The organism is Taklimakanibacter lacteus (genome assembly GCA_003576695.1).
In the GTDB taxonomy this organism is placed as follows: domain Bacteria; phylum Pseudomonadota; class Alphaproteobacteria; order Rhizobiales; family Aestuariivirgaceae; genus Taklimakanibacter; species Taklimakanibacter lacteus.
In genome coordinates this window covers 493,268-518,185 of sequence record QOZQ01000002.1, presented here as the reverse complement: position 1 = coordinate 518,185, position 24,918 = coordinate 493,268, and the positions used below count along the sequence as shown (strand labels likewise).

21 protein-coding genes are annotated in these 24,918 nt (G+C 64.6%); 7 read left to right on the top strand and 14 right to left on the bottom strand.

Going from position 1 to position 24,918, the window contains the following annotated elements; all coding sequences use genetic code 11:
• Positions 1-57: 57 nt before the first annotated feature.
• Both miaB and DT068_RS05520 read right to left on the bottom strand, forming a co-directional pair.
• Positions 58-1,389, bottom strand: coding sequence for a tRNA (N6-isopentenyl adenosine(37)-C2)-methylthiotransferase MiaB (gene miaB / locus DT068_RS05525; protein WP_368904452.1), 1,332 nt, complete (start codon positions 1,387-1,389; stop codon positions 58-60).
• 44 nt (positions 1,390-1,433) lie between these two features.
• Positions 1,434-2,402 carry a DMT family transporter gene (locus tag DT068_RS05520; protein ID WP_119388830.1) on the bottom strand — a complete coding sequence of 323 codons (969 nt, stop codon included), beginning with the start codon at positions 2,400-2,402 and terminating at the stop codon, positions 1,434-1,436.
• Positions 2,403-2,501: 99 nt separating this feature from the next.
• On the opposite strand from DT068_RS05520, the gene DT068_RS05515 reads away from it, so the two are divergent.
• Positions 2,502-3,107: a TetR/AcrR family transcriptional regulator gene (locus DT068_RS05515; protein ID WP_119388767.1), complete on the top strand. Its 606-nt coding sequence runs from the start codon at positions 2,502-2,504 to the stop codon at positions 3,105-3,107.
• On the opposite strand, the gene DT068_RS05510 is transcribed toward DT068_RS05515, so the two are convergent.
• The gene (locus DT068_RS05510; protein WP_368904451.1) at positions 3,087-3,857 is read right to left on the bottom strand and encodes a lysophospholipid acyltransferase family protein; all 771 of its coding nucleotides are present in this window, start codon (positions 3,855-3,857) and stop codon (positions 3,087-3,089) included. The two genes, DT068_RS05515 and DT068_RS05510, sit on opposite strands and share 21 nt — an antisense overlap.
• A complete protein-coding gene (gene tsaB, locus DT068_RS05505; protein ID WP_119388766.1) occupies positions 3,854-4,951 on the bottom strand; it encodes a tRNA (adenosine(37)-N6)-threonylcarbamoyltransferase complex dimerization subunit type 1 TsaB in 1,098 nt (365 codons plus the stop codon). Before tsaB ends, DT068_RS05510 begins: the two co-directional genes overlap by 4 nt.
• Positions 4,952-5,044: 93 nt before the next feature.
• Here tsaB and DT068_RS05500 point away from each other — a divergent pair, with 93 nt between their 5' ends.
• Together DT068_RS05500 and DT068_RS05495 are read left to right on the top strand one after the other, a co-directional pair.
• Positions 5,045-5,353: a type II toxin-antitoxin system RelB/DinJ family antitoxin gene (locus tag DT068_RS05500; protein WP_119388765.1), complete on the top strand. Its 309-nt coding sequence runs from the start codon at positions 5,045-5,047 to the stop codon at positions 5,351-5,353.
• Complete coding sequence (locus DT068_RS05495; protein WP_119388764.1) at positions 5,350-5,643, top strand: type II toxin-antitoxin system RelE/ParE family toxin; 294 nt, start codon at positions 5,350-5,352, stop codon at positions 5,641-5,643. The genes DT068_RS05500 and DT068_RS05495 overlap by 4 nt, the downstream gene beginning before the upstream one ends.
• A gap of 1 nt (position 5,644) precedes the next feature.
• Here DT068_RS05495 and DT068_RS05490 read toward each other — a convergent pair whose 3' ends face one another.
• The 3 genes from DT068_RS05490 to DT068_RS05480 all read right to left on the bottom strand — a co-directional run bounded on the left by DT068_RS05490 (position 5,645) and on the right by DT068_RS05480 (position 8,272).
• Entirely contained in the window at positions 5,645-6,202 is a 558-nt protein-coding gene (locus DT068_RS05490) for a NifU family protein (protein WP_119388763.1), read from the bottom strand.
• An 85-nt stretch (positions 6,203-6,287) separates the two neighbouring features.
• Positions 6,288-7,328: a tryptophan--tRNA ligase gene (gene trpS / locus DT068_RS05485; protein ID WP_119388762.1), complete on the bottom strand. Its 1,041-nt coding sequence runs from the start codon at positions 7,326-7,328 to the stop codon at positions 6,288-6,290.
• A gap of 65 nt (positions 7,329-7,393) precedes the next feature.
• Entirely contained in the window at positions 7,394-8,272 is an 879-nt protein-coding gene (locus tag DT068_RS05480) for a LysR family transcriptional regulator (protein ID WP_119388761.1), read from the bottom strand.
• 91 nt (positions 8,273-8,363) lie between these two features.
• On the opposite strand from DT068_RS05480, the gene DT068_RS05475 reads away from it, so the two are divergent.
• A complete protein-coding gene (locus DT068_RS05475) occupies positions 8,364-9,032 on the top strand; it encodes a GNAT family N-acetyltransferase (RefSeq protein WP_368904450.1) in 669 nt (222 codons plus the stop codon).
• Here the strand turns inward: DT068_RS05475 and murJ are convergent.
• The 3 genes from murJ to mutS form a co-directional block, all read right to left on the bottom strand.
• Positions 8,986-10,566 carry a murein biosynthesis integral membrane protein MurJ gene (murJ, locus tag DT068_RS05470; RefSeq protein WP_119388760.1) on the bottom strand — a complete coding sequence of 527 codons (1,581 nt, stop codon included), beginning with the start codon at positions 10,564-10,566 and terminating at the stop codon, positions 8,986-8,988. The two genes, DT068_RS05475 and murJ, sit on opposite strands and share 47 nt — an antisense overlap.
• Positions 10,567-10,654: 88 nt before the next feature.
• Positions 10,655-13,405 (bottom strand): [protein-PII] uridylyltransferase, encoded by a 2,751-nt coding sequence (locus DT068_RS05465; RefSeq protein WP_119388759.1) that lies wholly within the window; start codon positions 13,403-13,405, stop codon positions 10,655-10,657.
• Positions 13,402-16,104 carry a DNA mismatch repair protein MutS gene (mutS, locus tag DT068_RS05460; protein WP_119388758.1) on the bottom strand — a complete coding sequence of 901 codons (2,703 nt, stop codon included), beginning with the start codon at positions 16,102-16,104 and terminating at the stop codon, positions 13,402-13,404. The genes DT068_RS05465 and mutS overlap by 4 nt, the downstream gene beginning before the upstream one ends.
• A 252-nt stretch (positions 16,105-16,356) precedes the next feature.
• On the opposite strand from mutS, the gene DT068_RS05455 reads away from it, so the two are divergent.
• On the top strand, positions 16,357-18,633 hold the full coding sequence (locus DT068_RS05455) for an NADP-dependent malic enzyme (protein ID WP_119388757.1): 2,277 nt from the start codon (positions 16,357-16,359) through the stop codon (positions 18,631-18,633).
• A gap of 147 nt (positions 18,634-18,780) precedes the next feature.
• Here DT068_RS05455 and olsB read toward each other — a convergent pair whose 3' ends face one another.
• The 3 genes from olsB to DT068_RS05440 all read right to left on the bottom strand — a co-directional run bounded on the left by olsB (position 18,781) and on the right by DT068_RS05440 (position 22,291).
• A complete protein-coding gene (gene olsB / locus DT068_RS05450; RefSeq protein ID WP_119388756.1) occupies positions 18,781-19,671 on the bottom strand; it encodes a l-ornithine N(alpha)-acyltransferase in 891 nt (296 codons plus the stop codon).
• A 153-nt stretch (positions 19,672-19,824) separates the two neighbouring features.
• The gene (locus DT068_RS05445) at positions 19,825-21,684 is read right to left on the bottom strand and encodes a response regulator (protein ID WP_119388755.1); all 1,860 of its coding nucleotides are present in this window, start codon (positions 21,682-21,684) and stop codon (positions 19,825-19,827) included.
• Positions 21,685-21,823: 139 nt separating this feature from the next.
• Positions 21,824-22,291 carry an Lrp/AsnC family transcriptional regulator gene (locus tag DT068_RS05440; RefSeq protein ID WP_119388754.1) on the bottom strand — a complete coding sequence of 156 codons (468 nt, stop codon included), beginning with the start codon at positions 22,289-22,291 and terminating at the stop codon, positions 21,824-21,826.
• A gap of 85 nt (positions 22,292-22,376) precedes the next feature.
• Here DT068_RS05440 and DT068_RS05435 point away from each other — a divergent pair, with 85 nt between their 5' ends.
• Positions 22,377-23,228, top strand: a complete 852-nt coding sequence (locus tag DT068_RS05435) for an EamA family transporter (RefSeq protein ID WP_119388753.1) — start codon at positions 22,377-22,379, stop codon at positions 23,226-23,228.
• Between the two features lie 12 nt (positions 23,229-23,240).
• On the opposite strand, the gene DT068_RS05430 is transcribed toward DT068_RS05435, so the two are convergent.
• Entirely contained in the window at positions 23,241-23,627 is a 387-nt protein-coding gene (locus DT068_RS05430) for a ribose-phosphate pyrophosphokinase (RefSeq protein ID WP_119388827.1), read from the bottom strand.
• 122 nt (positions 23,628-23,749) lie between these two features.
• On the opposite strand from DT068_RS05430, the gene DT068_RS05425 reads away from it, so the two are divergent.
• On the top strand, positions 23,750-24,808 hold the full coding sequence (locus tag DT068_RS05425; protein ID WP_119388752.1) for an alpha/beta hydrolase family protein: 1,059 nt from the start codon (positions 23,750-23,752) through the stop codon (positions 24,806-24,808).
• Positions 24,809-24,918: the final 110 nt, after the last annotated feature.

Here is a 24,918-nt window from a genome sequence, read left to right as displayed (position 1 = left end):
AACTCAAAGAGAGGCAGCTCCTTCGGTCTGGGTTCGGGATGGGAGAATCACTGGCATCTAGGGATGAATATGGGCCGAAAGGCTGTTCGATCCAACTGCATCAATGGTCACGTTCACCATGTCCCCAATAGCATGTGTCCCAGCGTCAATATATACGCTTTGCAGATAGGGTGAACGGCCGATCAGCTGGCCGTCATGGCGGCCCGGTTTCTCCAGCAGAATGGGCATATTGCGGCCCTTGCAGGCCTCATTGAACGCTTTCTGCTGCGTCCCCAGAAGGTGTTGCAGGCGCGCCAGGCGATCGGATTTGACCTCCTCGGGAACCTGACCCGCCATCGCGGCAGCGGGCGTCCCGGGGCGCGGGGAATATTTGAAGGAAAAAGCGCCGGCATAGAAGACCTCGCGAACGATCGCGAGCGTCGCTGCGAAATCGGCCTCGGTCTCGCCCGGAAAGCCGACAATGAAATCCCCCGACAAAGCGATATCGGGCCTGGCTTGGCGGATGCGGGCTATCAACTTCAGATAATCTTCCGAGCGATGGCCCCGGTTCATTTCCTTGAGGATGCGGTCGCTTCCCGCCTGGATGGGCAGATGCAGATAAGGCATCAGTTTGGGGTTCTCGGCATGGGCGGCGATCAGATCATCCGACATGTCACGCGGGTGCGAAGTGGTGAAACGCAAACGCTCGATACCATCGATGCGTGACAGATGTGTGATGAGACGCGCCAGCGACCAGGTCTCGCCGTCCAATCCGGCGCCATGATAGGCATTCACATTCTGGCCGAGAAGTGTGATCTCGCGCACGCCCGCCTCGACAAGGGCGCGCGCCTCGGCCTCGATCTGCGCCACGGGCCGCGAGAATTCACTGCCGCGCGTGTAAGGCACGACGCAGAAGGTGCAGAACTTGTCGCAGCCCTCCTGGACAGTGAGGAAGGCGGTGACGCCGCGCTTCACTTTCGTCCGCGCCAGGTGATCGAACTTGTCCTCGGCCGGGAACTCGGTCTCGATGACGGGCCGGCCGGTTTCGGCACGAGATTTGAGAAGCTCAGGCAGGCGGTGATAGGTCTGCGGGCCGAAGACGAGATCGACCCCCTTGGCGCGGCGCACGATCTCCTCGCCCTCGGCCTGCGCCACGCAGCCTGCGACCGCGATCACCGGTGCTTCGCCGGCGCGGCTGCGGCTCTCTTTCAGATGGCGCAACTTGCCGAGCTCGGAATAGACCTTCTCGGCCGCCTTCTCGCGGATATGGCAGGTATTGAGGATGATCAGGTCGGCATCCTCCGGCCCGCTCGCGGCCTCATAGCCCAGCGGCACCAGGAGATCGCCCATGCGCTGGCTGTCATAGACATTCATCTGACAACCATAGGACTTGATGTGGACCTTCTTCACGCGCCTCTTTCCTGCAGGACAAGCGGGCCGTGATCTAGACCATTTCAAGGGACCTGTGAACCGGGCTGGAAAGACCGGCCCCGCGGCTGGCCTTGCTGCCGGATGACCACAAGTCCGGCCGCGGCGATCATCAGCATGCCGGCGACGGCCGGGACATCGGGAACATCGCCAAACAGGATAAAGCCCCAGAACACCGAGAACAGCAGATAGCTGTAGTCGAAGGTGGCTATGACCGATGGCGGCGCCGATTGATAGGCCTTGGCGAGGCCCAGGCTGATGGCCACCATCAGGCATGCGAGGATGGCGATGATCCCATATTCGCGCAGTCCCATCGCTGTCCAATGGCCGAAGAGAAACGGGTAGTGAGATGTCCGGCTCCCGCCTGGATGCCATATGGCAAGGAACGCCGTCGCCAGGACGCCTACCAGCAGAAGGGCGAGGTTGAGGGCGAGCGCCAGCACGGCTGGCGGCGCCGTGGCGCATTTGGTGCGCGTCACAATCGCCGCGAGGGCGTAAAGCACGGCGGCCACAACGGGGATCAACGCCAGAAGCGAGAAACTGTCGGCCCCGGGCCTCAAGATGGTCAGCACGCCGAGAAAACCCAGCACCACCGCAGCCCAGCGCCACAGGCCGACCTTCTCGCCCATCAGGAGCGGCGACAGGACGGCGATGAACAGCGGCGCCGTATAGAGCGACGCGGCGATGGTGGCGAGGCTCAGCACCGGCATCGCCGCATAGATCGCGACATACATGAAAGCGAGCATCAGGCCGCGCAGAAACGGCCAGCCGAATATGGCTCTGGCCGCAAAGGCCTGCCGCGGCCCCAAGGTCATGAGGGCCATGATCATCGGCATGACGATGAGCGAGCGCACGACATAGATCTGCCACAAGGTGAAGGTGGCGCTCACATATTTGATCACCGCATCGGCGCTCGCCATGGCGAAGACCGTCAGGACGATGACAACGATGCCGAGAGGAACATTGTCCCGCCGGCCATTTGCTTCGCTATTCACGGGCACTCCCGATTCCGCCGGCTAATGTCGCCGGCCCGATCGGATCCAGTTTCGCCGGATATTCTGGAATGTATACTTACTAGTCGGTATACATGCGGAATGCCCAAGGACTCGACCAAAACCCGCCAGAAGCTCATCGCGGCGGCGGATGCGCTGTTCTACAATCAGGGCATCCGCGCCGTCGGCGTCGATGCCATCGCGCTCGCTGCCGGCGTGACGAAGCGCACGCTCTACTATCACTTCAAGACCAAGGACGACCTGATCGCCGCCTATCTGGACGGACGCGACCAGCCCACTCTCGGCCGCTATCAAGCCTTGCTGCCCAAGGCCGGAGAGCCCGCCGCGCTGCGGGTGCGGCGCGTCTTCGAGCATCTCGCAAAGAGCTGCCAGGACCGGCAATGGCGCGGATGCAGCTTCCTGCGCGCCGCGGCCGAATTCGCCAATCTGCCGGGCCATCCGACCCGCCTCATTGCGGCCAGGCACAAGAAGAGCTTCGAAGGCTGGCTCGCGGATATCCTGAGGGCGGACGCAATTGCCGATGCGGCGGAGCTTGCCCGGCAGATCATGATTCTCTTCGATGGCGCCGTCGCCCAGATCCTCATTCACCGGGACCCCGGCTATGCCGCATCGGCCGCCGAGGCGGCGGCGCTCCTGATCAGGAACGCCGACAGAAGGAAGTGGAAATCAGGCGCGCGCGCCGGATAGAGCCTCGACCAGCCCCTTGCGCACCGCGTCTTCCGCCTGTTTGGCCAGCAGCTTGCGGTTGCCGGCCTCGGCCAGCGTCAAAGGCTCGTGGCAGATGACATCGACCTCGATCGGCCCCTGCGCCAGCGCCTGCCAGAGATGCGGGCCCATATCCATATCGCCATACCAGGCATAGAAGGGACGGCGGCGGCGCATCATCGGCACGCCCCAATGACCGCGATAGGCCAATGTCACCGGCTGCACCACGACATCGGCGCTTTCGGCGGCGGCAAAATAGGCGCTCTTGAAGGGCAGCACGCGAAAGCCGTCACTCGATGTGCCTTCGGCGAAGAGCACCAGGGTCTCGCCGGCCTTCAGCCGCTCCTGCATCTCATCGCGCGACGCGCCGGTGCCCTGGCGCCGGTCGCGGTCGATGAAGACGGTGCGCTGCAATCTCGCGAGTGTGCCGAAGCCCGGCCAGGAGTTGACCTCCTTCTTGGCGATGAAGGAGAGCGGCGTCAGCGCGCTCAAGACCGTGATGTCGATCCAGGAAACATGATTCGACGCGATGAGGCAGGCGCGGCCCGCCACCGGCTCGCCAACGATATTGAGCCTGATATCGAGCCAGCGCGTGACGGCGCGATGATAGAGATGGGGAAAACGCCGGGCGCCCTTTTCGGAAAAGGCAATCAGCGCGCGCTGCACCGGCAGGCCGGGCAGCGTCATGGCGATGAAGCCGAGGAGCTTGATGCCTGCGCGCAGTGCCGTCATGCGATCGCCTTCATCATCACCACGGCATCCTCGCGCCGCCCGCCCGGTCTTTCGTAATAGGCCTTGCGCGCACCCGTCACGGCGAAACCCTCCGTCTGATAGAGCGCGCGCGCCGCCGCGTTGCCGGCGGCCACTTCGATGAAGAGCCGCGATGAGCCGGCGGCGCGCAAATCATCGGCGAGATGAGACATGAGTTTTCTGGCTATACCACGACGGCGGGCGAAAGGGCGCGTCCCGATGGTGAGGATCTCGGCCTCGCCCGCCGCCTGGCGCGCCAGCAGGAAGGCCACCGGCTCATCGCCGTCGATCGCCAGATAGGCGGCCGCTCCCGGCATGGCCATGAGCTTGGCCAGTTCGGTGGCACTCCACGCATTGTCGAAGCACTCCGCATGGAGCGCGCTCAGCACCGGCGCCTCGCCGACCGTTGCGGCGCGGATGGCGAGCGCGGAGGGCGGCGTCACGCCTTGATGCTGCGGCCTGGCATCGGGAGGGCGCAAATAGAGGGGCTCCGGTGGCGCGCTCGCCGGCGGATGCGCGGCGCACAGCCTGGCGAAATTGCGGGCATCGGGCATGTCGCCCACTGTGAGGCGAACCAGCCGGTCCGGCGGTGCCATGGCCATCAAAGCCTCGGCTCCGCTGCCCAGCACGAAGCCGCGTTCCGGCGGCAGGCGATGGACGGCTTCCGCCACCGGCAAGACGACGGGCGCGGCATCGGGACTCCTAAGAAAATAGACCTCATCGCGGCGCGCATCGGCGGCGATGACCAGAGGTGCCGCGTCCGGCGCATTGGCCGCAATGGCGGTGAGCGTATCGATGGCGGCGATCTTCACCTCAAGGGCGAGCGCCAATCCGCGCGCCATGGCGATGCCGGTCCGAACGCCGGTGAAGGTGCCGGGGCCTCGGGTGACACCGATCCGCTTGAGATCGGCAAAGGCGACGCCCGCCTCCGCCATCACTTCCCTGATCATCGGCGCCAGCGCATCGGCATGGCCGCGCTCCATCACAGCGAAGCGGCCGGCTACAAGGCGGCCCGAGGCAGGGTCATAAACCGCCACCGAGCAGGCCGCCATGGACGTGTCGAAAGCCAGAAGCATGCGGCGCCGTTTAGAGCATCATTCGGGAAAGGGGAACTGGATTTTGTCATTCAATTGCATTACATTCCAGGAATGCAAGTTGGAGACATGCCCATGACCGCCAATGCCCTGGTGCAGACCCGGATCGATGCAGACGTGAAAGAGCGCGCAACGGTCGTGCTCGAGAATATGGGCCTCACGGTTTCCGACGCCGTCCGCATTCTTTTGACCAGAACCGCGAATGAAGGTGCTCTTCCGCTCGAACTGATCAGCACAAGTGAAGCTCATGATGCGTGGTTCCGGGCCAAGGTCATGCAGGCCCTGGAAGATACGGGTCCGGACATTTCCGATGCCGAAGCCGAAGAGCTTTTTGCGGCAAGGCGAGCAGCGGCTCTGCGCAGGGCAGAGAGCAACAAGCAGTGAGACTGGTCTGGTCGCGACTTTCGCTTGCCGACCGTGAGAGCATTTTCGCCTATATCGAAGCCGACAATCCCGCCGCTGCGGCTCATATCGATGAGCGGATCGTTCTCGCAGCGCGGCGTCTGCTGGAATTCCCGGATAGCGGCCGGCCGGGGCGCATCTCCGGCACACGGGAGTTGGTCATTCCACGAACGCCCTTTATTGCCGCCTATGTCGCGATTGGAGATACGGTCCGCATTCTGCGCGTTGTCCATGGCGCGCAGATATGGCCGGACGAGATTGAATCCAACTGAATCAGACCGGGCGGACCTCGGTCACTTCCGGGATGAAATGGCGCAGCAGATTCTCGATGCCGTGCTTGAGCGTCGCGGTCGAGCTCGGGCAGCCCGAGCAGGAGCCCTTCATATTCAGGAAGACGACGCCGTCGTGATAGCCGTGGAAGGTGATATCGCCGCCGTCCTGGGCCACCGCCGGGCGCACGCGCGTATCCAGCAATTCCTTGATGGTGACGACGATCTCCTTGTCGGCCTCGTCGAAATCCTCGCTCACCGGGAGGTCGCCCGCGGCGGGCCTGGCGAGCACCGGCGCGTCGGCCAGATAGTGCTCCATGATGAGGCCCAGAATGGCAGGCTTCAGATGCTGCCATTCGCCGTCCTTCTTGGTGACGGTGACGAAATCCTGGCCCAGGAACACGCCCGACACGCCCTTGATCGAGAACAGGCGTTCGGCCAAAGGCGATTCGGCCGCTTCATCGGCGGAGCGGTAGTCGCGGGTCGATCCCGGCAAGACGGGCTTGCCTGGAATGAATTTCAGCGTGGCCGGGTTCGGGGTGGCTTCGGTCTGGATGAACATGGGGTAAATCCTTTCGAGGGCTGAGGAGCCGCTCACCGCCTTAATTTAGAATGATTTTAAGCTGTGTCAAATCCCCAAGGTGCGATCAGGAGGCCGACACGAAGCCCACAATCTCCTTCACCTTGCGATAGATCGGCTGGGCCAGCACCCGGGCCCTGGCTGCGCCATCGGCAAGCACGCCATCAATATAGGAAGGATCTTCCTCCAGCCTACGCTTTTCGGCGGCGATCGGGCTCAATTTCGCCACCGCCAGGTCGATCAGCGCCGGCTTGAAGGCGGAGAATTGCGATCCGCCATATTCCGTGAGCACGTCGGCCGCCGTCTTGCCCGACAGGGCGGCATAGATGCCGACGAGATTCTCGGCCTCGGGCCTGCCCTTGAGGCCCTGGACCTCGCCCGGCAGCGGATCGGGATCGGTCTTGGCCTTCTTGAACTTCCTGGCGATGGTGTCGGCATCATCGATGAGGTTGATGCGCGAGAGATCGGAAGGATCGGATTTCGACATCTTCTTGGTGCCGTCGCGCAGGCTCATGACGCGGGTCGCGGGACCTGTGATGAAGGGCTCGGGCAAGGGGAAGAAGCCGTCATTGTAGCCCGCCGCCGATATCTCATCGGCAAAGTCGATATTGAACTTCTGGGCGATGTCGCGGGCAAGCTCGAGATGCTGCTTCTGGTCATCGCCCACCGGCACATGGGTGGCGTGATAGAGCAGGATGTCGGCCGCCATCAGCACGGGATAGTCATAGAGGCCGACCGAGGCCGCTTCCTTGTCCTTGCCCGCTTTCTCCTTGAACTGGGTCATGCGGTTGAGCCAGCCGAGCCTGGCCACGCAGTTCAGCACCCAGGCGAGCTCCGCATGCTCAGCGACCTGGCTCTGGTTGAAGATGATCGAGCGCCTGGGATCGAGGCCGCAAGCGAGATAGGACGCCGTCACGTCGCGGATATGCTTCCTGAGGTCCTTCGGCTCCTGCCACAGGGTGATCGCATGCAGGTCGACCACGCAATAGATGCATTCATGCGTCTCCTGCATCCGGATCCAGTTGACCATGGCGCCCAGATAGTTGCCGAGATGCAGATTCTGCGTCGGCTGCATGCCTGAAAAGACGCGAAGTGTCGAAGCGGTCATTCTCTGTTCCCTCAAAGCCGGGCTGCTTATGCCCGTAAAACCACGGCAAGTGAAGGCCCCGCCGGTCAGCTTGCGGCAAGCCCGGCGAGCGCCTTGATGACGGCTCTGAGTGCCGCATCGGGAACCTTGTCGCGGCGCAGCACCATGCCTATGCGGCGATGAAGGCGGGGCGTGAGACTCTTGACCGCAAGCCCGTCATCATCCGCCGCCATCCTGGGGATGATGCTCAAGCCGAGGCCGGCACCGACCATCTTCTTGATCGCCTCGATATTGCCGAGCTCCATGCCGGGCCTCGCCAGCTCGCCTCCCGCCCGGAACCACTCGTCGATGACGCGGCGGGAATTGCCGGCCGGCTCATAGAGCAGGATCATGGACTGGCGGGCGAGGAAATCGGGCGTGACCTTCTCCGCCGGCAACGCGTCGGCGGCAAAGGCCGCCACCATCTCCTCCTCGATCAGGACTTTGACGGAGAAGCCGCGGCCCGGTGCGGGCAAAGTGACGACCGCGACATCGAGCTCGTTGGCCTGCAGAGCCTTGAGGGTCTCGCCGGAGTTGCCGGTATGCACCGCGATGTCGATCAGGGGGTATCGGCTTTTCACCGCCCTGAGGACGGGGGGCAGCAAATAAATGCAGGCAGTGGCGCCGGTGCCGAGACGCACCTGGCCTGACACGCTGCCGCTCTGCTCGGCGAGCGAGCGCAGTGCCTCGTCAAGGGTCGCGTCGATCTGTTTCACATAGCCCACCAGGATCCTGCCCGCGGTGGTCGGCGTGGCCTTGCGGCCGACCCGCTCGATGAGTCTCACGCCCAATGCCTGCTCCAGCTCGCGGATACGCAAGCTGACCGCCGGCTGGGTGAGGCCGAGCCTGCCGGCGGCGGCGAGAAAGCTGCCGCTGCCTGCGACTTCCGCGAGCGTCTGCAGCTGGGCGAGGCTCGGTCTTTGCATCAAAGTTTTCCTTATTCTTCGCATTATTACTATAAATTTTACTTTGGGCAAATGCTGCGCGATTTTCCCGCCCATGGACATTCGCCGCCATATGAGAGAATTCCGCACCGAAGCCTGGCACTATGTCTCGGGCTCGGCCCGTTCGCGCTGGCGGCAAAATGCACTCTTGCGCGAACTCGAGCCCCATCATCTCATCGATATCGGTATCGACCCTTTCACCATGGAGCGTTCCATCCCGACATTCACCCTGCGGCCCGCCCAGGAAACCGACATGGAGGGCGTGCAGCGCATCTATGGCGATCACGTCAGCCACGGACTTGCCTCCTTCGAGGAGGCCCCGCCCAGTGTCGATGAGATGCGCAGCCGGTTTCGCACCCTCAAGAGCCAGTCCTTCCCCTATCTCGTCGCCGAACGCCCCGACGGGATCGTCGGCTACAGCTATGCCGGGCCCTACCGCACCCGCTCGGCCTATCGCTTCACCATCGAGAATTCGGTCTATGTGGCGAAGGACTGCTCAGGCCAGGGCATCGGGCGGGCGCTTCTTTCCGCCCTCATCGCCGAATGCGAGAAGGGCCCCTGGCGGCAAATGATCGCCATCATCGGCAACAGCGGCAACCGCGCCTCGATCGCGTTGCATGAGAAGCTCGGCTTCCAACTGGTGGGAACGCTGCGCGACGTCGGCTTCAAGCACGATCAGTGGGTAGACACCGTGCTCATGCAGCGCCATTTGGCGCCGGCCCGCGGCGCATCATCTTCCTGATCTCGCTGAGCTTCATCGCGCCGAAGAGATGGGCAAGAAGGAAATAACCGAGACTTCCCAGGGCGACGAGGCCGAGCAGCACCAGGGCGCGCAGCCACAGCGGATGACTGTCGGTGAAGATCGGAGCCGAATAGTAGAACGCGCCGAGGAGCATGGCGCCCATCACGAGGCTCGCCGCGATGATGCGCGGCAGACGACGGCGCAAGCGCTCGTCGGCGGTGAAATGGCCGCGGCGGGCCAGCGTCACGCCGAGCAATGTCGCATTGACCCAGGCGGCAAGCGCCGTCGACACGGCGATGCCGACATGACCGATGAAACGCGACAGGATGAGGCTCGAGACGACATTGATCACGACCGAGGTGATGGCGAACATCATCGGCCGCTTCGTGTCCTCGCGGGCGAAGAAGCCGGGCGAGAAGACCTTGTTGATGACGAAGGCCGGCAGGCCCGCGGCGAAGGCGGCGAGCGCATAGGACGTGGCGATCGAATCGCTCCTGGTGAACACGCCATGCTCGAAGCACACATTGACGATGGCGAAGGGAATGGCGATCAGGGCGATGGTCGCCGGCAGCGTCAGGAACAGCGCGAATTCGAGCGACCGGTTCTGGCTCAGCAGCGCCCCCGCTTCGTCGCCGGCGCGCAATTTGCGCGACATCTCGGGCAGCAGCACCACGCCGATGGCGACGCCGACGACGCCGAGCGGCAGCTGGTAGACGCGGTCGGCGTAGTAGAGATAGGAAACGGCGCGATCGATGGTCGTCGCGATCATGGTGGCGATGAGGATATTCACCTGCGTGATGCCGCCGGCAACGACGCCCGGTATGCCGAGCCGAATGAGCCGCCTGGCGTCCGGCGTCAACTTGGGCCATTTGAGCCGCATGCGCATATTGGCGCGGCTGCAGGCGATATAGAGCAGAAGGAACTGGACAATCCCCGCCACGCACACGCCCCAGACCAGCGCATAGCCGGTCGCGGCACTCTCACCCCAGCCCATATAGCGCACGAGAAGCAAGGTCGCGATCATCACCAGATTGAGCAGGATCGGCGCGCAGGCCGCCGCCACGAAACGGCGCAGGCTGTTGAGCACGCCCGACTGCAGCGCGGTCAGCGACATGAACAGGAGATAGGGAAAGGCGATACGGGTAAGCGCCACCGACAGATCGAACTTGTCCGCATCGCCGGCGAAGCCGGGGGCGATCACATACATGAGGAGCGGCATGGCGATCTGGGCGACGGCGGTAAAGAACAGGAGCCAGGCGAACATCACCGCGAAGATGTCCTCGGCAAAGCTGCGCGCCTCGGCCTCGCCGCCGCCTTCCAGCTTCTTGGCGAACATCGGCACGAAGGCCGAATTGAAGGCGCCCTCGGCGAAGAGCGAGCGGAACAGGTTGGGGAAGCGGAAGGCGACGACGAAGGCCTGCGCCACGGGGCCGGTGCCGAGGACGGAAGCGGTGAGAATGTCGCGGATGAAGCCCGCCACCCGGCTCACCAAAGTGAGCCCGCCCACGGTCGCGGCCGATTTGAGGAGGGTCATGCAGAGGTTCTATTTTGCTGTTCGGATTCCGGCAAGGCTCTCATCTTCCGCAAGATCTTGACGGAAAGCCGGCATCCGCCTTTCCCGGTCATGCGCTGACCTTCTGCTCGGCAAGTACGGCCAAAAGCTGGCGCTCGATCTGGGCACTGCGGGCGGCGCTCACGATCTTGGCGCCGGTCAGGTCGGTCACATAGAAGACGTCGATGACGCGCTCGCCATAGGTGGTGATATGGGCCGAGCCGATATTGAGATTGAGGTGATAGAGCGCCTCGGTCAGGTCGTAGAGGAAGCCGACGCGATCGAGGCCGTTGACCTCGATGACGGTAAACAGGTTGGACGAGTCGTTATCGATGATGACGCGCGGCGCGATGGTGAAGGCCTGCAGGCGGGCTTCCGGGTGCTGCACCTTGGCGATCAGGTCCTTGATCCTGACCTCGCCTTTCAGCACCTGGCGGACCAGCGCCGCCACCCGCTCGGCGCGGCGGCGCTCATCCTCGCTGTTGGCGAACTGGCGCTGGATGAGAATGGTGTCGAGCGCCAGACCATCGGCGGTGGTGAAGATCTGGGCGCCGGCGATATTGGCATTGGCGGCGGCGCAGGCGCCGGTGATCAGCGCCAGGAAGCGCGGATGATCGGGCGCATGGATGGTCAGCTCGGTGATGGCGGTGAACTCGTCCGTCCTGACCTCGGTCGCCACCGGCTCGCCCTGCGCCCTGGCGCGCGCCATCAGCTTCTCATGCGCCACCTGCCGGTCGGTGTCGACATTGAGCCAGTAGGGATCATAGTGGCGCGCCGCATAGGCCGTCTTCTGCTCCGCCGTCCAGTCGGGATAATGGGCGAAGAATTTCGCCTGCGCCTCGGCGACGCGTTCCTTGCGCGAGATGCTGGTGTGGCCGCCCGACAAAACGGGCTCGGTCTCGAAATACAGCGTGCGCAGCAGCTGGCCCTTCCAGCCGTTCCAGGCGGAAGGGCCGACGGCGCGGATGTCGGCGACGGTGAGGATGAGCAGAAGCTTCAGGCGCTCGGGCGATTGCACGACATTGGCGAAATCGAGAATGGTCTTGAAGTCGTTGAGATCGCGCATCTGGGCGGTCTCGCTCATCAGGAGATGGTAGCGGATCAGCCAGGCTACGGTCTCGGTCTCGGGCGCGGTGAGGCCGAGGCGCGGGCACAGGGTCTTCGCCACCCGCTCGCCGGCGATCGAATGGCTCTCCTTGCGGCCCTTGGCGATGTCGTGCAGCAGCACCGCGACATAGAGCACACGCCGGCTCGACACGGTGGGGAAGATCTCGGTCGACAGCGGATGGTCGTTGGAGAAGCGGCCGCGCTCGAGCGCCGCCAGGATGCCGACGGCGCGGATCAGGTGCTCGTCGACCGTGTAGTGATGATACATGTTGAACTGCATCATCGCGACGATCTTGCCGAATTCCGGGATGAAGCGGCCGAGCACGCCCGCCTCGTTCATCCTTCGCAGCGCCGTCTCGGGATCGCGCGCTTCGGTCAGCATGCCGAGGAACAGCGCATTGGCCGCGGGGTCGGCGCGCACCTGCTTGTCGATGCGCGCCAGATTGCGCCTGACCGCCTTGAGCGCATCGGGATGGATCTCGAGGTCGCGCTCGGCGGCAAGGGCGAAGAGCCGGATCATGTTCACCGGCTTGGCGACCAGCACGCCCTCATCGGCGATGGTCAGCCGATTGGCCTCGATGCGGAAATCATGCGCCCCCTCGATCAACCCCGAGCGCCGCGTGGAAAAGCGGCCCAGCACCCGGCCGAAGACCGGCGTCGCCTTCATCTGGCGGGTTTCGAGGGACGCCGAGAAGATGCGGGTCAGGTCGCCGACATCCTTGGCGACGAGGAAATAGTGCTTCATGAAGCGCTCGACATGCTTCAAGCCGCCATGCGCCTTGTAGCCCAGACGCTCGGCGAGATCGGGCTGGCGGTCGAAGCTCAACCGGTCCTCGGCGCGCTTGGCGACAAAATGCAGATGGCAGCGCACCGCCCAGAGGAAATCCTCGCTCTTCTCGAAAAGGGCCAGCTCCTCGCGGGTAAATACGCCCTTCTCGGCGAGCTCCCTGGTCGAATTGGCGCCGGACAGGAACTTGGCGATCCAGAACAGCGTGTGAAGGTCGCGCAAGCCCCCCTTGCCGTTCTTCACATCGGGCTCGACGAGATAGCGGCTCTCGCCCGCCTTGAAATGCCGCTCGTCGCGCTCCGAGAGCTTACTCGCCACGAAAGTCTTGGCGCTCTTGGCGACGATCTCCTTGCGGAAGCGCTTGGTCAGCGTCTCGAACAGCGACGGCTCGCCGCAAATGAAGCGCGCCTCGAGGATGGAGGTGAGGATGGTCGAATCCGATTGCGCCAGCCTGATGCAGTCATCGACGCTCCTGGTGGCATGGCCGACCTTGAGGCGCGCATCCCACAGCGCATAGAGGATGAACTCGATGACGCTCTCGCTCCAGCCGGTCTGCTTGTAGGGCAGGAGGAAGAGCAGATCGATGTCGGAGCCGGGCGCCAGGGTGCCGCGGCCATAGCCGCCGACCGCGACGACGGTGATGCGTTCGGCCTCGGAGGGGTTGGAGGCGCGGTAGAGCTTTCTCACGGCGAAGTCGAAGAGCGAATGGATGACCTCGTCCTGGGCCGCGGACAGCAGCATGGCGCATTGCGTGCCCCGGCCGTCGGCCATCAGGCGGCGCTCGGCCTCGGTGCGCGCTGCGGCGATCGTCTCTTTCAGGATATCGACGACGCGCTTGCGCAGGTCGGTGCCGGGCGCAAGCGTTGCGAGGCGGGCGCGCAGCGCCGCGCCATCCACCAGAGCCCCGGGCTTTGCGGCTTGCGTCATTGCGGCTGCCGCTGCTGCGCCAGCATAGCGCGCAGCTCATAGAGCAGGGCCAGGGCATCGCGCGGCGACAATTCATCGGGTGATATCCCGGCAAGGCGCTTCTCGACATCGCTCGGCCCTGCCGCGGCGGGCGGCGCTGCCGCGCGCGGGCGCGCCACCGAGAACAGCGGCAGGTCGGCGAACAGCGAATCCGCCCCCGTCCCCGGCTCGTCCTTCTTTTCGAGAATGCTCAAGACCTCGGAAGCGCGCGCGATCACGGGCGCGGGAAGGCCGGCGAGCTTTGCCACCTGGATGCCATAGGAACGGTCGGCGACGCCCGGCGCCACCTCATGCAGGAACACCACATCGCCCTGCCATTCGCGCACCTTGACGGTGGCATTGGCGACGCCGGCAAGCCTGCCGGCCAGCGCGGTGAGCTCGTGATAGTGGGTGGCGAAGAGGGCGCGGGCACGGTTGATCTCATGCAGATGCTCGACCGCCGCCCAGGCGATCGAGAGCCCGTCGAAGGTGGCGGTGCCGCGCCCGATCTCATCGAGAATGACGAAGGAGCGCTCGGTCGCCTGGTTGAGGATGGCGGCCGTCTCGACCATCTCGACCATGAAGGTCGAGCGCCCGCGCGCCAGGTCATCGGCGGCGCCGACGCGGCTGAACAGGCGGTCGACTATGCCGAGATGCGCCGATTTGGCCGGCACGAAGGACCCCATCTGCGCCATGATGACGATGAGCGCGTTCTGGCGCAGGAAGGTCGATTTGCCGGCCATGTTCGGCCCGGTGAGGAGCCAGATGCGCTTGTCGTCGCCGGCCAAGGTGAGATCATTGGCGACGAAGGGCGCTCCGCCCGATTGCGCCAGCATGGCTTCGACCACCGGATGGCGGCCCTGCTCGATATCGACGCGCAAGGAGCGATCGACAACGGGGCGCACATAATTGCGCCTGGCGCTCAATTCGGCCAGCGCGGTCGCGACATCGACGCGCGCGATCGCCTCGGCGATCGCCGATAGGCGCTGCGACTGATCCTTGACCGCGGCGCACAGCCGCTCGAAAATCTCGAGCTCGAGCGCCAGAGCGCGATTGGCGGCCGATGCGATGCGCTCCTCGAGGCTGGACAGTTCCTGGGTGACGAAGCGCACGGCGCTGGCGATCGTCTGGCGGTGGAAGAACTTCGCGTTGTGGGGTGGCGCCTGAAGCGGCCCCGCATTCTGCGCCGTCACCTCGATGAAATAACCCAGAACGTTGTTGTGCCTGATCTTGAGCGACCTGATGCCGGTCTCGGAAGCGTAGTCCGCCTGCAATTGCGCGATGACCTTCTTCGTTTCGTCGCGCAATTGCCGATTGCCGTCGAGCTCGGATGCGAAGCCTGCCCTGACGAAGCCGCCATCGCGCGCATTGAGCGGCAGCTCATCGCCCAGCACCGCGGCGAGATCGGCGAAGAGCTCCTGCGGCCCATCCGCCAGGACCGACTGCGCCGCCGCCAATTCGGCCGGGAGTGCTGCAAGCCCTTGCGGATCGCGCAGACGCTCATCGAGCCTTTGCGCCGCCGCGAGCCCGTCGCGGATGGCGGCCAGATCGCGCGGACCGCCACGAGCCAGCGCCAGGCGCGACAGAGCGCGCTCGATATCGGGAAACTGGCGCAGGCTCTTGCGCAATTCCTCGCGCAGGTCGCGCGTCTCGGCGAAATAGCCGACCGAATCGAGCCGCGCGGCGATCGCCTGCGGATCGGTGAGGGGTGCCGCGAGCCTTCGCGCCAGGAGCCTGGCGCCCACCGCGGTGACGGTGCGATCGAGCGTCGCCAGGAGACTCGTGCCGCTGTCGCCGGCGAGGCTGCGGGTCAGCTCGAGATTGAGCCGGGTGGCCTGATCGATGATCATCTGATCGGCAGGCTCGTCGCGCCTGGGGGCTCTGAGCACCGGCACGCGCCCCACCTGGGTCAGAAGCACGTAATCGAGCAGCGTCCCCAGGGCGGAGACTTCGGCGCGCGTGAAGGCGCCAAAGCCCTCCAGCGCCGACACGCCGAAATGACTCCTGAGACGCCGCTCGGCCTCGGCGCTGTCGAAGCGGCTCGCCGGCAAGGGCGTGAGCGCGGCACCACTCGCTTCGAGCGCCGCCATGCCCGCTTCCGCCAGGCCGTCCGGATAGATGATCTCGCCGGGCTCGAGTCCCGCGAGATCGGCGGAAAGCCGCTCCGCCGCGACCGGCATGACGACGAGCTCGCCCGAGGAGATATCGGCGAAGGCGAGCGCCAGGCTCGAATCCGCCTTGACCCGTGCGAGGCTTGCGATGAAATTGTTCCTGGCCCCCTTGAGGAGCGTGTCCTCGGTGAGCGTGCCCGGCGTGATGAGGCGGATGACGTCGCGGCGGACCACGGATTTGGAGCCGCGCTTCTTGGCCTCGGCCGGATCTTCCATCTGCTCGCAAATGGCGACGCGATGGCCGGCGCGGATCAGCCTTTCGAGATACTGGTCGGAGGAATGCACCGGCACGCCGCACATCGGGATATCCTCGCCCTGGTGCCGGCCGCGCTTGGTGAGCGCGATGCCGAGCGTACGGGAAGCGGCTTCCGCGTCGGCGAAGAACAATTCGTAGAAATCCCCCATGCGGTAGAACAGCAGGCAGCCCGGATGGGCCGCCTTGATCTCGAGATACTGGGCCATCATCGGTGTCGCCGCGACAGCATCCCGGGGGGCATTCATGTCGTTCATCGGGGCTGGTGTCCCGGTTCGCAAGTTCGCCTGCTCGTGGCGGCCCCTCTGAGCGAACTTGCGAACCAAAGGGACACCAGCGAATCTAATGATTCTAGTGTGCTTTTGAACGCGAAGTTCCTGAAATACATGCGGCCTGAATAGCAGGAACTTCGCGTTCGCACACTAGTTACGACAAGTTGCGGCGGAATCAATGACCTTGAGATCGGCGGTAGCAGCCTCTAGTGTCAGCCGCCTAAAAATGGGGATTACATGAGCACTGAGAAACGGGCCGCCCGGCCGAGCTTCACCGAACAGGAAGCACTGCTTTTCCATCAGCGCGGCAAGCCGGGGAAACTGGAAATCAACCCGACCAAGCCGATGGCGACCCAGCGCGATCTCTCGCTAGCCTACAGCCCGGGTGTGGCCGTGCCGGTGCGCAAGATCGCCGAGGATCCCGACACCGCCTATGACTATACGGCCAAGGGCAATCTCGTCGCGGTCATTACCAACGGCACCGCCATTCTGGGCCTGGGCGATCTCGGCCCCCTCGCCTCCAAGCCGGTGATGGAAGGCAAGGCTGTGCTGTTCAAGCGCTTCGCCGATGTGGACTCGATCGACCTCGAGGTCGACACCAAGGACGTCAACGAGTTCATCGGCGCGGTGCGCTATCTGGGACCGTCCTTCGGCGGCATCAATCTGGAGGACATCAAGGCGCCGGAATGCTTCATCATCGAGCAGAAATTGCGCGAGCTCATGGACATACCGGTGTTCCATGACGACCAGCACGGCACCGCGATCATCTCGGCCGCCGCCCTCATCAACGCGCTCGCCATCACCAAGCGCGACATCAAGAACGTCAAGCTCGTCTGCAATGGCGCGGGCGCTGCCGCCATCGCCTGCATCGAGCTCATCAAGTCGATGGGCGTGCCGCCGCAGAACGTCATACTCGCGGATTCGAAAGGCGTCGTCTACAAGGGCCGCAGCGAGGGCATGAACCAGTGGAAATCGGCGCATGCGATCGAGACCAAGGCACGCACGCTCGCCGAGGCCATGGAGGGTGCCGATGTGTTCCTGGGCCTTTCCGCCGCCGGGGCGCTGACGCCGAAGATGGTGCAGAGCATGGCGAAGAACCCGATCATCTTCGCCATGGCCAATCCCGATCCCGAGATCGCGCCCGAGGACGTGGCCACGGTGAGGAGCGATGCCATCATGGCGACCGGGCGCTCCGACTATCCGAACCAGGTCAACAATGTGCTGGGCTTCCCCTATATCTTCCGCGGCGCCCTCGATGTGCGGGCCCGCACCATCAACGACGAGATGAAGATCGCGGCGGCGGAAGCGCTGGCGGCGCTGGCGCGCGAGGAAGTGCCGGACGAGGTGGCGGCCGCCTATCATGGCTCGCGCCTGCAATTCGGCCCGGGCTACCTGATCCCGGTGCCGTTCGATCCGCGCCTCATCTCGCGCATTCCGGTCGCGGTGGCGCGTGCGGCGATGGATTCGGGCGTGGCGCGCAAGCACATCGCCGATCTCGACGCCTATGCCGACGAGCTCTCGGCCCGCCTCAATCCGATTGCCGGCACGCTGCAGAACATCTTCGAGCATGTGCGCTCCAATCCGAAGCGCGTGGTCTTCGCTGAAGGCGAGGAAGACCGCATGATCCGCGCCGCCAACAGCTTCGCCAATAACGGCCTCGGCACGCCCATCCTCATCGGCCGCGAGGCCCACATCGAAGAGGCGCTCAAGGCCAATGCGGTCGAGCTGCATGAGAGTGTGCAGATCACCAATGCCAGGCTCTCCGAGCGCAATGTCGATTATGCGAACTATCTCTATGAACGCCTGCAGCGCAACGGCTTCCTGTTCCGCGACTGCCAGCGCCTCGTCAACAACGACCGCAATGTGTTCGCCGCCTGCATGCTGGCGCTGAACGACGCCGACGCGGTGGTGACCGGCCTGACACGCAACTTCTCCGTCGCCATCGACAATGTCAGGCGCGCCATCGACAACCGCCCGGGACACAAGCCGATCGGCGTCTCCATGGCGCTGGTGCGCGGGCGCACCGTGTTCATCGCCGACACATCCATCCATGAATTGCCCTCGGCGGAGGAACTGGCCGATATCGCGCAGGAAGCCGCCGGCGTCGCGCGCCGTTTCGGCTATGAGCCCAAGGTCGCCTTGCTTTCCTATTCGACCTTTGGCTATCCCAGGGGCGAGCGCTCGGAATATGTGCGCAAGGCGGTGACCATCCTCGACAAGCGCAATGTCGATTTCGAGTATGATGGCGAGATGGGCGCCGACGTCGCGCTGTCGCGCGAGGCGATGGCGCTCTACCCGTTCTGCCGTCTCACCGGCCCCGCCAATGTGCTGGTCATGCCGGCGGCGCATTCGGCGTCGATCTCAACCAAGATGCTGCAGCAGCTGGGCGGCGTCACCGTCGTAGGTCCCCTGCTCACCGGCCTCGACAAGCCGGTGCAGATCGCCTCCATGTCGGCGACCGCGACCGACATCGTCAATCTGGCGGCGATCGCCGCTTACGATATCAACCGATAGGCCGCCAATCTCCGTCATCCCGGCGAAAGCCGGGACCCAGTTAATTGGTGACGCATCCGAAGCGCCGCCCGGCTTGTCTTATTGATTGGGTCCCGGCTTTCGCCGGGATGACGAAATAAGTTTGATACATTCGGGCCAGTGCTCGTATTACAACTGCGCCAGGGGATCGTCGCCCGGCTGCCCGAAATAGGAGAAGTAGCGCGGGTTGATCTGCGAGACGGGCAGGATGATCAGCACGTCGATGGTGTTGAACTGGCGGTCGATCACCGCGCCTTCGCCGACATAGCAGCCGATCCGCAAATAGCCCTTGATGAGCGGCGGCAGCATGCGCAGCGCGCGCTTGGCATCGACCTTGGCCGGCGGCATCAGATTCATCTCGATCCGGCGCTCCGGCAGCGCGCTCACCTGCCATTCGGCGGGGGCGGCGGAGTTCTGCGCCATGAAGCTCAAGGCCATGGCGTGATGGGCGGGATCGGTGCCTTCCAGGCTGGCGCAGCCCAGCATCACGTCGAGATCATAGAGGCGGACATAATTCCAGATGCCCTGCCACAGAAGCTCGACCACCGGCTTGGTGCGATAGGGCTTGAGGACGCAGGAGCGGCCCAGCTCGAGAAATTTGAGCCCGCTATGGCGGGCGATCAAAGGAGCGATGTCGAACTCGTCCTGGGTATAGAAGCCGCCGGTGCGCTCGGCCACCGATTGCCGCAGCAGGCGATAGGTGCCGACCACCTCGCCATCGGCGACGCGTATCTCATCGGGCCCGACAGCCAGGCCCTTGCGCACCACGAGCAGATGATCGCAGATCGCATCATAGCGGTCCGCATCGCGCCGCGTCGCCTGGGCCTGGGCATCGGGCCTCGCTTCCAGCTCCTCGTAGAAGACGCGATAGCGCAGATGCTGGGCGGCATCGATATCGACCGCGCCATCGGCCAGTCTGACGGTCAGGTCAGCCTTGCTGCCGAGGACGAATCCCGGGACGATTTCCTCGCGCCTTGGCGCCCCACCGCGGGGGCGAGGCGCTAGAGAAGATACGGACATCAAGCCCTGCCTCCGCAAACCGGCCCGTCGCCGGCGAGGGCCACAGTGCCACAGACCGGCGGACAAGGAAAGTTCGTCCCATTCACCTTATCGCCATAAGGTCATGGCGCACAAACATTACAAGTTGTTGAGAAAAATGCGCTTCCCGCTCGGTCAAGCGGCGGGACGGCGCGCCGTCAGCAGGGCGATGGCTTCGTCGAGATCCTGGCGGTCGAAAGGCTTCGCCATATGGCCGTTCATGCCGGCCGCGAGGCATTCGGCCTGGTCGGCGGCGCTGGCATTGGCGGTCAGAGCGAGAATCGGAATGTCGGGCGCGGGGCCCGCCCTGAGCAGGCGCGCCGTGGCGAGCCCGTCAAGCTCCGGCATCCGCACGTCCATGATGATGAGGTCGGGACGGCCGCCCGCGGCAATATAATCGAGCACGCCCTTCCCGTTGGTCACGTGATGGACGGAGTGGCTCGACTTTTCGAGCAAGGTGCGGGTCAGCAGCGCATTGACCGGATTGTCCTCGGCCAGCAGGACCGTGAGATGCGGCATCTCCTTCTTGGTCGATGCCATGCGGCGCAGATCGCTGACGGCCGAGGCGATCGTCTGGTCGTCGCTCTGGACGAGCTGGCGCAGCAAGGTCGAACGCCGGAGCGGCTTGAGCAGGTAGCCCGCGAATGGCGGCTCGAGGAAATCGCGCAAGGCGCGGCGCTCTTCCGCCTGGAGGAGGATGAAGACGGGCTTGCCGGTCGGGCGTTTGCGCTCATGGGCGGCGCGCCACACGGCGAGCGTCGCCGAATGGGAAGAATCGCAAATGAGGCCACTGGCGGAGTGCGGCTTGCGCAAGGCCTGGCGCAAGGCGGCCTCGGTCGCGACCTGGCGGGTCGTGGCGCCAAGCCCGGCGAGCGTCGTCTCGAGGCTGACGAGCGTCGGCCCGGGCGGCAGAGCGAGCTCATAGATGCGGCCTTTCAGCGGATCGGACGGTCCCTCATTGCGCACGCCGACGCAAGGCAAGGTGACGCGGAACAGCGATCCCTTGCCGCGCTCGCTCGTCACCGTGATCGCGCCGCCCATGCCAAGGGCGAGATTGCGCGAGATCGAGAGGCCCAGGCCGGTGCCGCCGAAACGGCGCGCCGTGTCCTGGCGGGCCTGCGTGAATTCCTCGAAGATGCGCGATTGCTCCTCGGCCGTCATGCCGATGCCGCTGTCGGCGATCTCGGCGATGAAATTGATCTGCTCCGAATCGCCGTCGCAGGGGCCTGTGGAAAGCGTGATCGCGACGCCGCCGGCTTCGGTGAACTTGATGGCGTTGCCGGCGAGATTGAGCAGGATCTGGCGGAAGCGCAACTCATCCACCAGGATGCGCGGCGGCAGGCCGGGTGCCGCCGAGCAGGTGATCTCGATGCCCTTGGCATGGGCGCGGGGAGCCAGAAGCTCCGTCACGCTTTCGGCGAGAACCAGGGGATCGATCCAGTCCGGCGTCAGCGCGACGCGGCCCGATTCGATCTTGGAGATATCGAGTATCTCGTCGATGATCGACAGCAGCGAGCGCGCCGAAGCATCGACGGCGCCCGCATAGTTGCGCTGCTCGGGATTGAGATCGGTGTCGAGCAAAAGGCTGTTCATGCCGATGATGCCGTTCATCGGCGTGCGGATCTCATGGCTGGTGGCGGCCAGGAAGCGGCTCTTGGCCTGGTTGGCGGCCTCGGCCTCGGCACGCGCCTGCTGCAGGCCGTTGAGCACCGCCTCGACATTCTCGCGCCGCCGGTCGGAGGCGCGCTTGCCGAAATAGACGGCGATGGCGATCACCAGAGTGAAGAACAGGCCGAGCGGCCACCAGGCTTTGGCCAGTCCGGCCGGACCGAAGATCAGATGGACGCAGAAGACGAGGCCCGCCGCCGCCATGAGCGTGCCGAGCGCGAATTGCAGCGGACTGAAGCGGATGCCCGGTTCGGCCAAGGCGGCGAGCGCCGCGGTGGGGGCCGCGCCGTGCTCGGGTGGTCGATCCTGTCCTCGGGTAGACTCCATGAAGGGCCTGCCGCTTTATCGTTCTGACGCCTGTTAATCATTTAGATCGCATAGGCGCATTAGGAAATGCCTACCGGCTCAAATGAGAGTCAATAAAGGGTAAATTTGCAACAAGCGCGCCAGCCGGGGCGCGCGCCGATCAGGAAAATCCGGGCGCGCGGCGGCGCACCGGTGAGGACTGGATGATCGAGGTATTGGTCTGCGCATAGGGAATGAGCCGGTCGATGACACGCTCGAGATCCTCGATCCCGGCCACGAAGACCTTGGCGATGAAGCAGTCATCGCCGGTGATGCGGTCGCATTCGACGATCTCCGGCATATCGGCGAGAAGGCCGGCGACGCGTGGCAATTCGCCCATGGCGGGGCGGATGCGGATATAGGCGCCGACGGCAAGGCCCAGGGCCGCGGGATCGAGCGTCGCGGTGAAGCCCGCAATCACGCCCAGATCCTCGAGCCGGCGCAGGCGATCGGCCGCACTTTGCGCCGACATGCCGAGCAGGCGGCCGAGATCGGCCTGCGAGATGCGGGCATTGTCGGCAAGAGCGCCGAGGATCCGGCGGTCGGCGGCGTCAAGAGCAGCACTTGCGATTCTTCGGCTATTCTTCATTTTCAAACCTCAATTGCCTGACATACTATCATAGATACCTGGATATATCAGTCGTTTTCGCCGGATATCCGGGCATTCTCCGGACATGAAAGCCGCCACCCCGCCGCCCCATGCCTATTTCCTGGTGAGCGCCCTGTTCCATTATCTGGGCCCCTCCTTCGCCGTGCTGCTTTTCGCCCAGATGTCACCCTTGGGCGTCGCATGGCTGCGCATCGCCTCGGCCGCCCTCATTTTCAGCCTGTGGATCAGACCATGGCGGACACTCGCCGAAGCGGAGCCCGGGGCGCGCCGGCTGATCCTGCTGATGGGCCTCATCCTCGCCGCGATGAATGGCTGCTTCTATCTGGCGATCGACCAGCTGCCGCTCGCCACTGTCGCCGCGATCGAATTCGCCGCCACCATCGCGGTGGCGCTTCTGGGCCTGCGCTCGGCGCGCAACCTTCTCGCCCTTGGCCTTGCCGTCACGGGCGTCCTGCTGCTGATCGGCTTTCAGTATTCGAGCGACCTGATCGGGCTTGGCCTCGCTTTCGCCAATGCGCTTCTCTTCGCGCTCTATGTGATCGTCGGACACAGGCTGGCGCGGCAGGGCGGCGCTTCCGGCATAGAGCGGCTGGGGGCTGCCATGGCCATCGCCTTCATCGCAGCACTACCCTTCGGCCTCGGCGAGGCGACGCGGCTCCTCGCCCATCCACTCCTCATCCTGGCCGGCATCGGGGTCGGCATTTCCTCTTCCGTCATTCCCTATATTTGCGATCAGCTCGCCATGGCGCGGCTGCCGCGCGCCAGCTTCGCATTGATGCTGACCTTGCTGCCGGCCATTGCCGCGGTGACGGGCGCCCTCGTGCTGCGGCAGATTCCAGGTCCGCTTGATATGGCCGGCATCATCCTCGTCATCCTGGGCGTCGGCCTGCACCGGCCGGCGGAGGTCGAGGCTTGAGCGATCTCTTGCTCATTTGCTCCAGTGATCGAAAGCGAGCTGCTGCCGGCTCCTCACGAAAGCGAGCGCCTCCTTGCCGGTCCAGGGGCCTTCATAGCCCAGGCGATTGACCTTCCCGACCCACCAGCCCTGACCCGGCAAACGGTCCGATTCACGCACCACCAGGGCCGCGAGCTCGGGCTCACCCGCATCGCGGCCGGTCTCATCGATCGTATCGAGAGCACGGCACAGAGCCCGCATCTTGGGGCGGGTGAAGCGATGGCCGAGCTCCATCAGCAGCTCCGAATAGCTCATCTCGCGGTGCTCGCGCGCGGCCGCGATCAGGAGGGCCCGCACCGCTTTGACATCGCTGAGCGGCGTGCCGGGAATCTCGTCGAAGGAGCTGTGACTGTCTCGCATCCGGCCCATCGCGGCAAACTAGCATTGTAAGAGGCGGCGCCACAGGTCCTCGATCGCGTTCGAGGTCTCGCAAGCACCAGACTCTCGGGCAGGACAGGTCATCCCATCCACCGGAGACCCTCATGCTGAAATTTGCTGCCACCCTCCTCACCACGGTCCTTTCGGCCACCGCCGTCCTGGCTGGCGACCAGATCGGATTCAAGGAAATCACCGTCGCCGATGCCAGCCGGCCTTTGCATGTGGCGCTGTGGTACCCGACCGATGCTGCAGGGCCCCTGGTCAATGTCGCCGAGAATGGCGTCTTCTATGGTGTCGCCGCCATCAAGGACGCGGTTCCCCAACAGGATGCGCATCCTCTCATCGTCCTGTCGCATGGCTATGGCGGGAGCTGGCGCAATCTGAGCTGGCTCGCGGGTGCCCTGGCGCAGAAAGGCTATGTCGTCGCCGTACCCGATCATCCCGGCACCACATTCCGCGACCGCGATCCCGCCAAGGCGGCGCGGCTGTGGGAAAGGCCGCGCGACCTCAGCCGCAGCATCGACGCGCTCATCGCCGATCCGCAGCTTGCCGGCGGCATCGCCCGCGACCGCATCGCCGCGATCGGCCATTCGCTCGGCGGCTGGACCGCCGCCGAGATCGCGGGCGCCCGTTTCGATGCCGATCTCATCATGCCCGATTGCGACAAGCGCTTCGGGGCCGTCGCCTGCAAGGTCTTCGCCGAGCTCGGCCTCGGGCAAAGCGCCGGCGCCACCGAGACGCTGCGCGGCGATCTGAGCGACCAGAGGATCGGCGCGGCGGTGACGCTCGATCTGGGACCCGCGCGCGGCTTCACACTCGAAAGCCTCGCCCGTATGCGCGTTCCCTTCCTGGTGATCGCCGCCGGCGCCGATGTCGACAAGGCCACCGCTACCCAAGGCCAGATCGCCGCGACCAACGAGGATTCCCGCTATATCGCGCAACATCTTCCGAAGGCGACATCGCCCTATGAAGAGATCGCCGACTCGCTGCATTTCAGCTTCATGCAGATCTGCAAGCCTGGCGCCGTCGAGATCATCCGGGAAGAAGCTCCCGGCGAAGAGTTCGTCTGCAGGGACGGTGGGACGCGCGGGCGGCAGGCGATCCATGAGGAGACTGTCCGGATGATCACTGCATTTCTGGGAAAATCGCTGCCGGAGAAATGACCTGACGCTGCCCGGCGGAAGGCCGCCAGCTTCCGGGGCAGCTCATACCTTACGCTAAGTGATATTTCGGCAACAGGACGGACGAAACCGCGCCTCACCGGCTATTTGCC

Excerpts from the sequence above, each read along its gene's own strand:
- DT068_RS05515 (WP_119388767.1), top strand. The coding sequence starts at position 2,502 with ATGCCCAAGGACTCGACCAAAACCCGCCAGAAGCTCATCGCGGCGGCG.
- DT068_RS05510 (WP_368904451.1), bottom strand. The coding sequence starts at position 3,857 with ATGACGGCACTGCGCGCAGGCATCAAGCTCCTCGGCTTCATCGCCATG.
- tsaB (WP_119388766.1), bottom strand. The coding sequence starts at position 4,951 with ATGCTTCTGGCTTTCGACACGTCCATGGCGGCCTGCTCGGTGGCGGTT.
- DT068_RS05500 (WP_119388765.1), top strand. The coding sequence starts at position 5,045 with ATGACCGCCAATGCCCTGGTGCAGACCCGGATCGATGCAGACGTGAAA.
- DT068_RS05490 (WP_119388763.1), bottom strand. The coding sequence starts at position 6,202 with ATGTTCATCCAGACCGAAGCCACCCCGAACCCGGCCACGCTGAAATTC.
- trpS (WP_119388762.1), bottom strand. The coding sequence starts at position 7,328 with ATGACCGCTTCGACACTTCGCGTCTTTTCAGGCATGCAGCCGACGCAG.
- DT068_RS05480 (WP_119388761.1), bottom strand. The coding sequence starts at position 8,272 with ATGCAAAGACCGAGCCTCGCCCAGCTGCAGACGCTCGCGGAAGTCGCA.
- DT068_RS05475 (WP_368904450.1), top strand. The coding sequence starts at position 8,364 with ATGAGAGAATTCCGCACCGAAGCCTGGCACTATGTCTCGGGCTCGGCC.
- murJ (WP_119388760.1), bottom strand. The coding sequence starts at position 10,566 with ATGACCCTCCTCAAATCGGCCGCGACCGTGGGCGGGCTCACTTTGGTG.
- DT068_RS05465 (WP_119388759.1), bottom strand. The coding sequence starts at position 13,405 with ATGACGCAAGCCGCAAAGCCCGGGGCTCTGGTGGATGGCGCGGCGCTG.
- mutS (WP_119388758.1), bottom strand. The coding sequence starts at position 16,104 with ATGAACGACATGAATGCCCCCCGGGATGCTGTCGCGGCGACACCGATG.
- DT068_RS05455 (WP_119388757.1), top strand. The coding sequence starts at position 16,357 with ATGAGCACTGAGAAACGGGCCGCCCGGCCGAGCTTCACCGAACAGGAA.
- olsB (WP_119388756.1), bottom strand. The coding sequence starts at position 19,671 with ATGTCCGTATCTTCTCTAGCGCCTCGCCCCCGCGGTGGGGCGCCAAGG.
- DT068_RS05445 (WP_119388755.1), bottom strand. The coding sequence starts at position 21,684 with ATGGAGTCTACCCGAGGACAGGATCGACCACCCGAGCACGGCGCGGCC.
- DT068_RS05440 (WP_119388754.1), bottom strand. The coding sequence starts at position 22,291 with ATGAAGAATAGCCGAAGAATCGCAAGTGCTGCTCTTGACGCCGCCGAC.
- DT068_RS05435 (WP_119388753.1), top strand. The coding sequence starts at position 22,377 with ATGAAAGCCGCCACCCCGCCGCCCCATGCCTATTTCCTGGTGAGCGCC.
- DT068_RS05430 (WP_119388827.1), bottom strand. The coding sequence starts at position 23,627 with ATGCGAGACAGTCACAGCTCCTTCGACGAGATTCCCGGCACGCCGCTC.
- DT068_RS05425 (WP_119388752.1), top strand. The coding sequence starts at position 23,750 with ATGCTGAAATTTGCTGCCACCCTCCTCACCACGGTCCTTTCGGCCACC.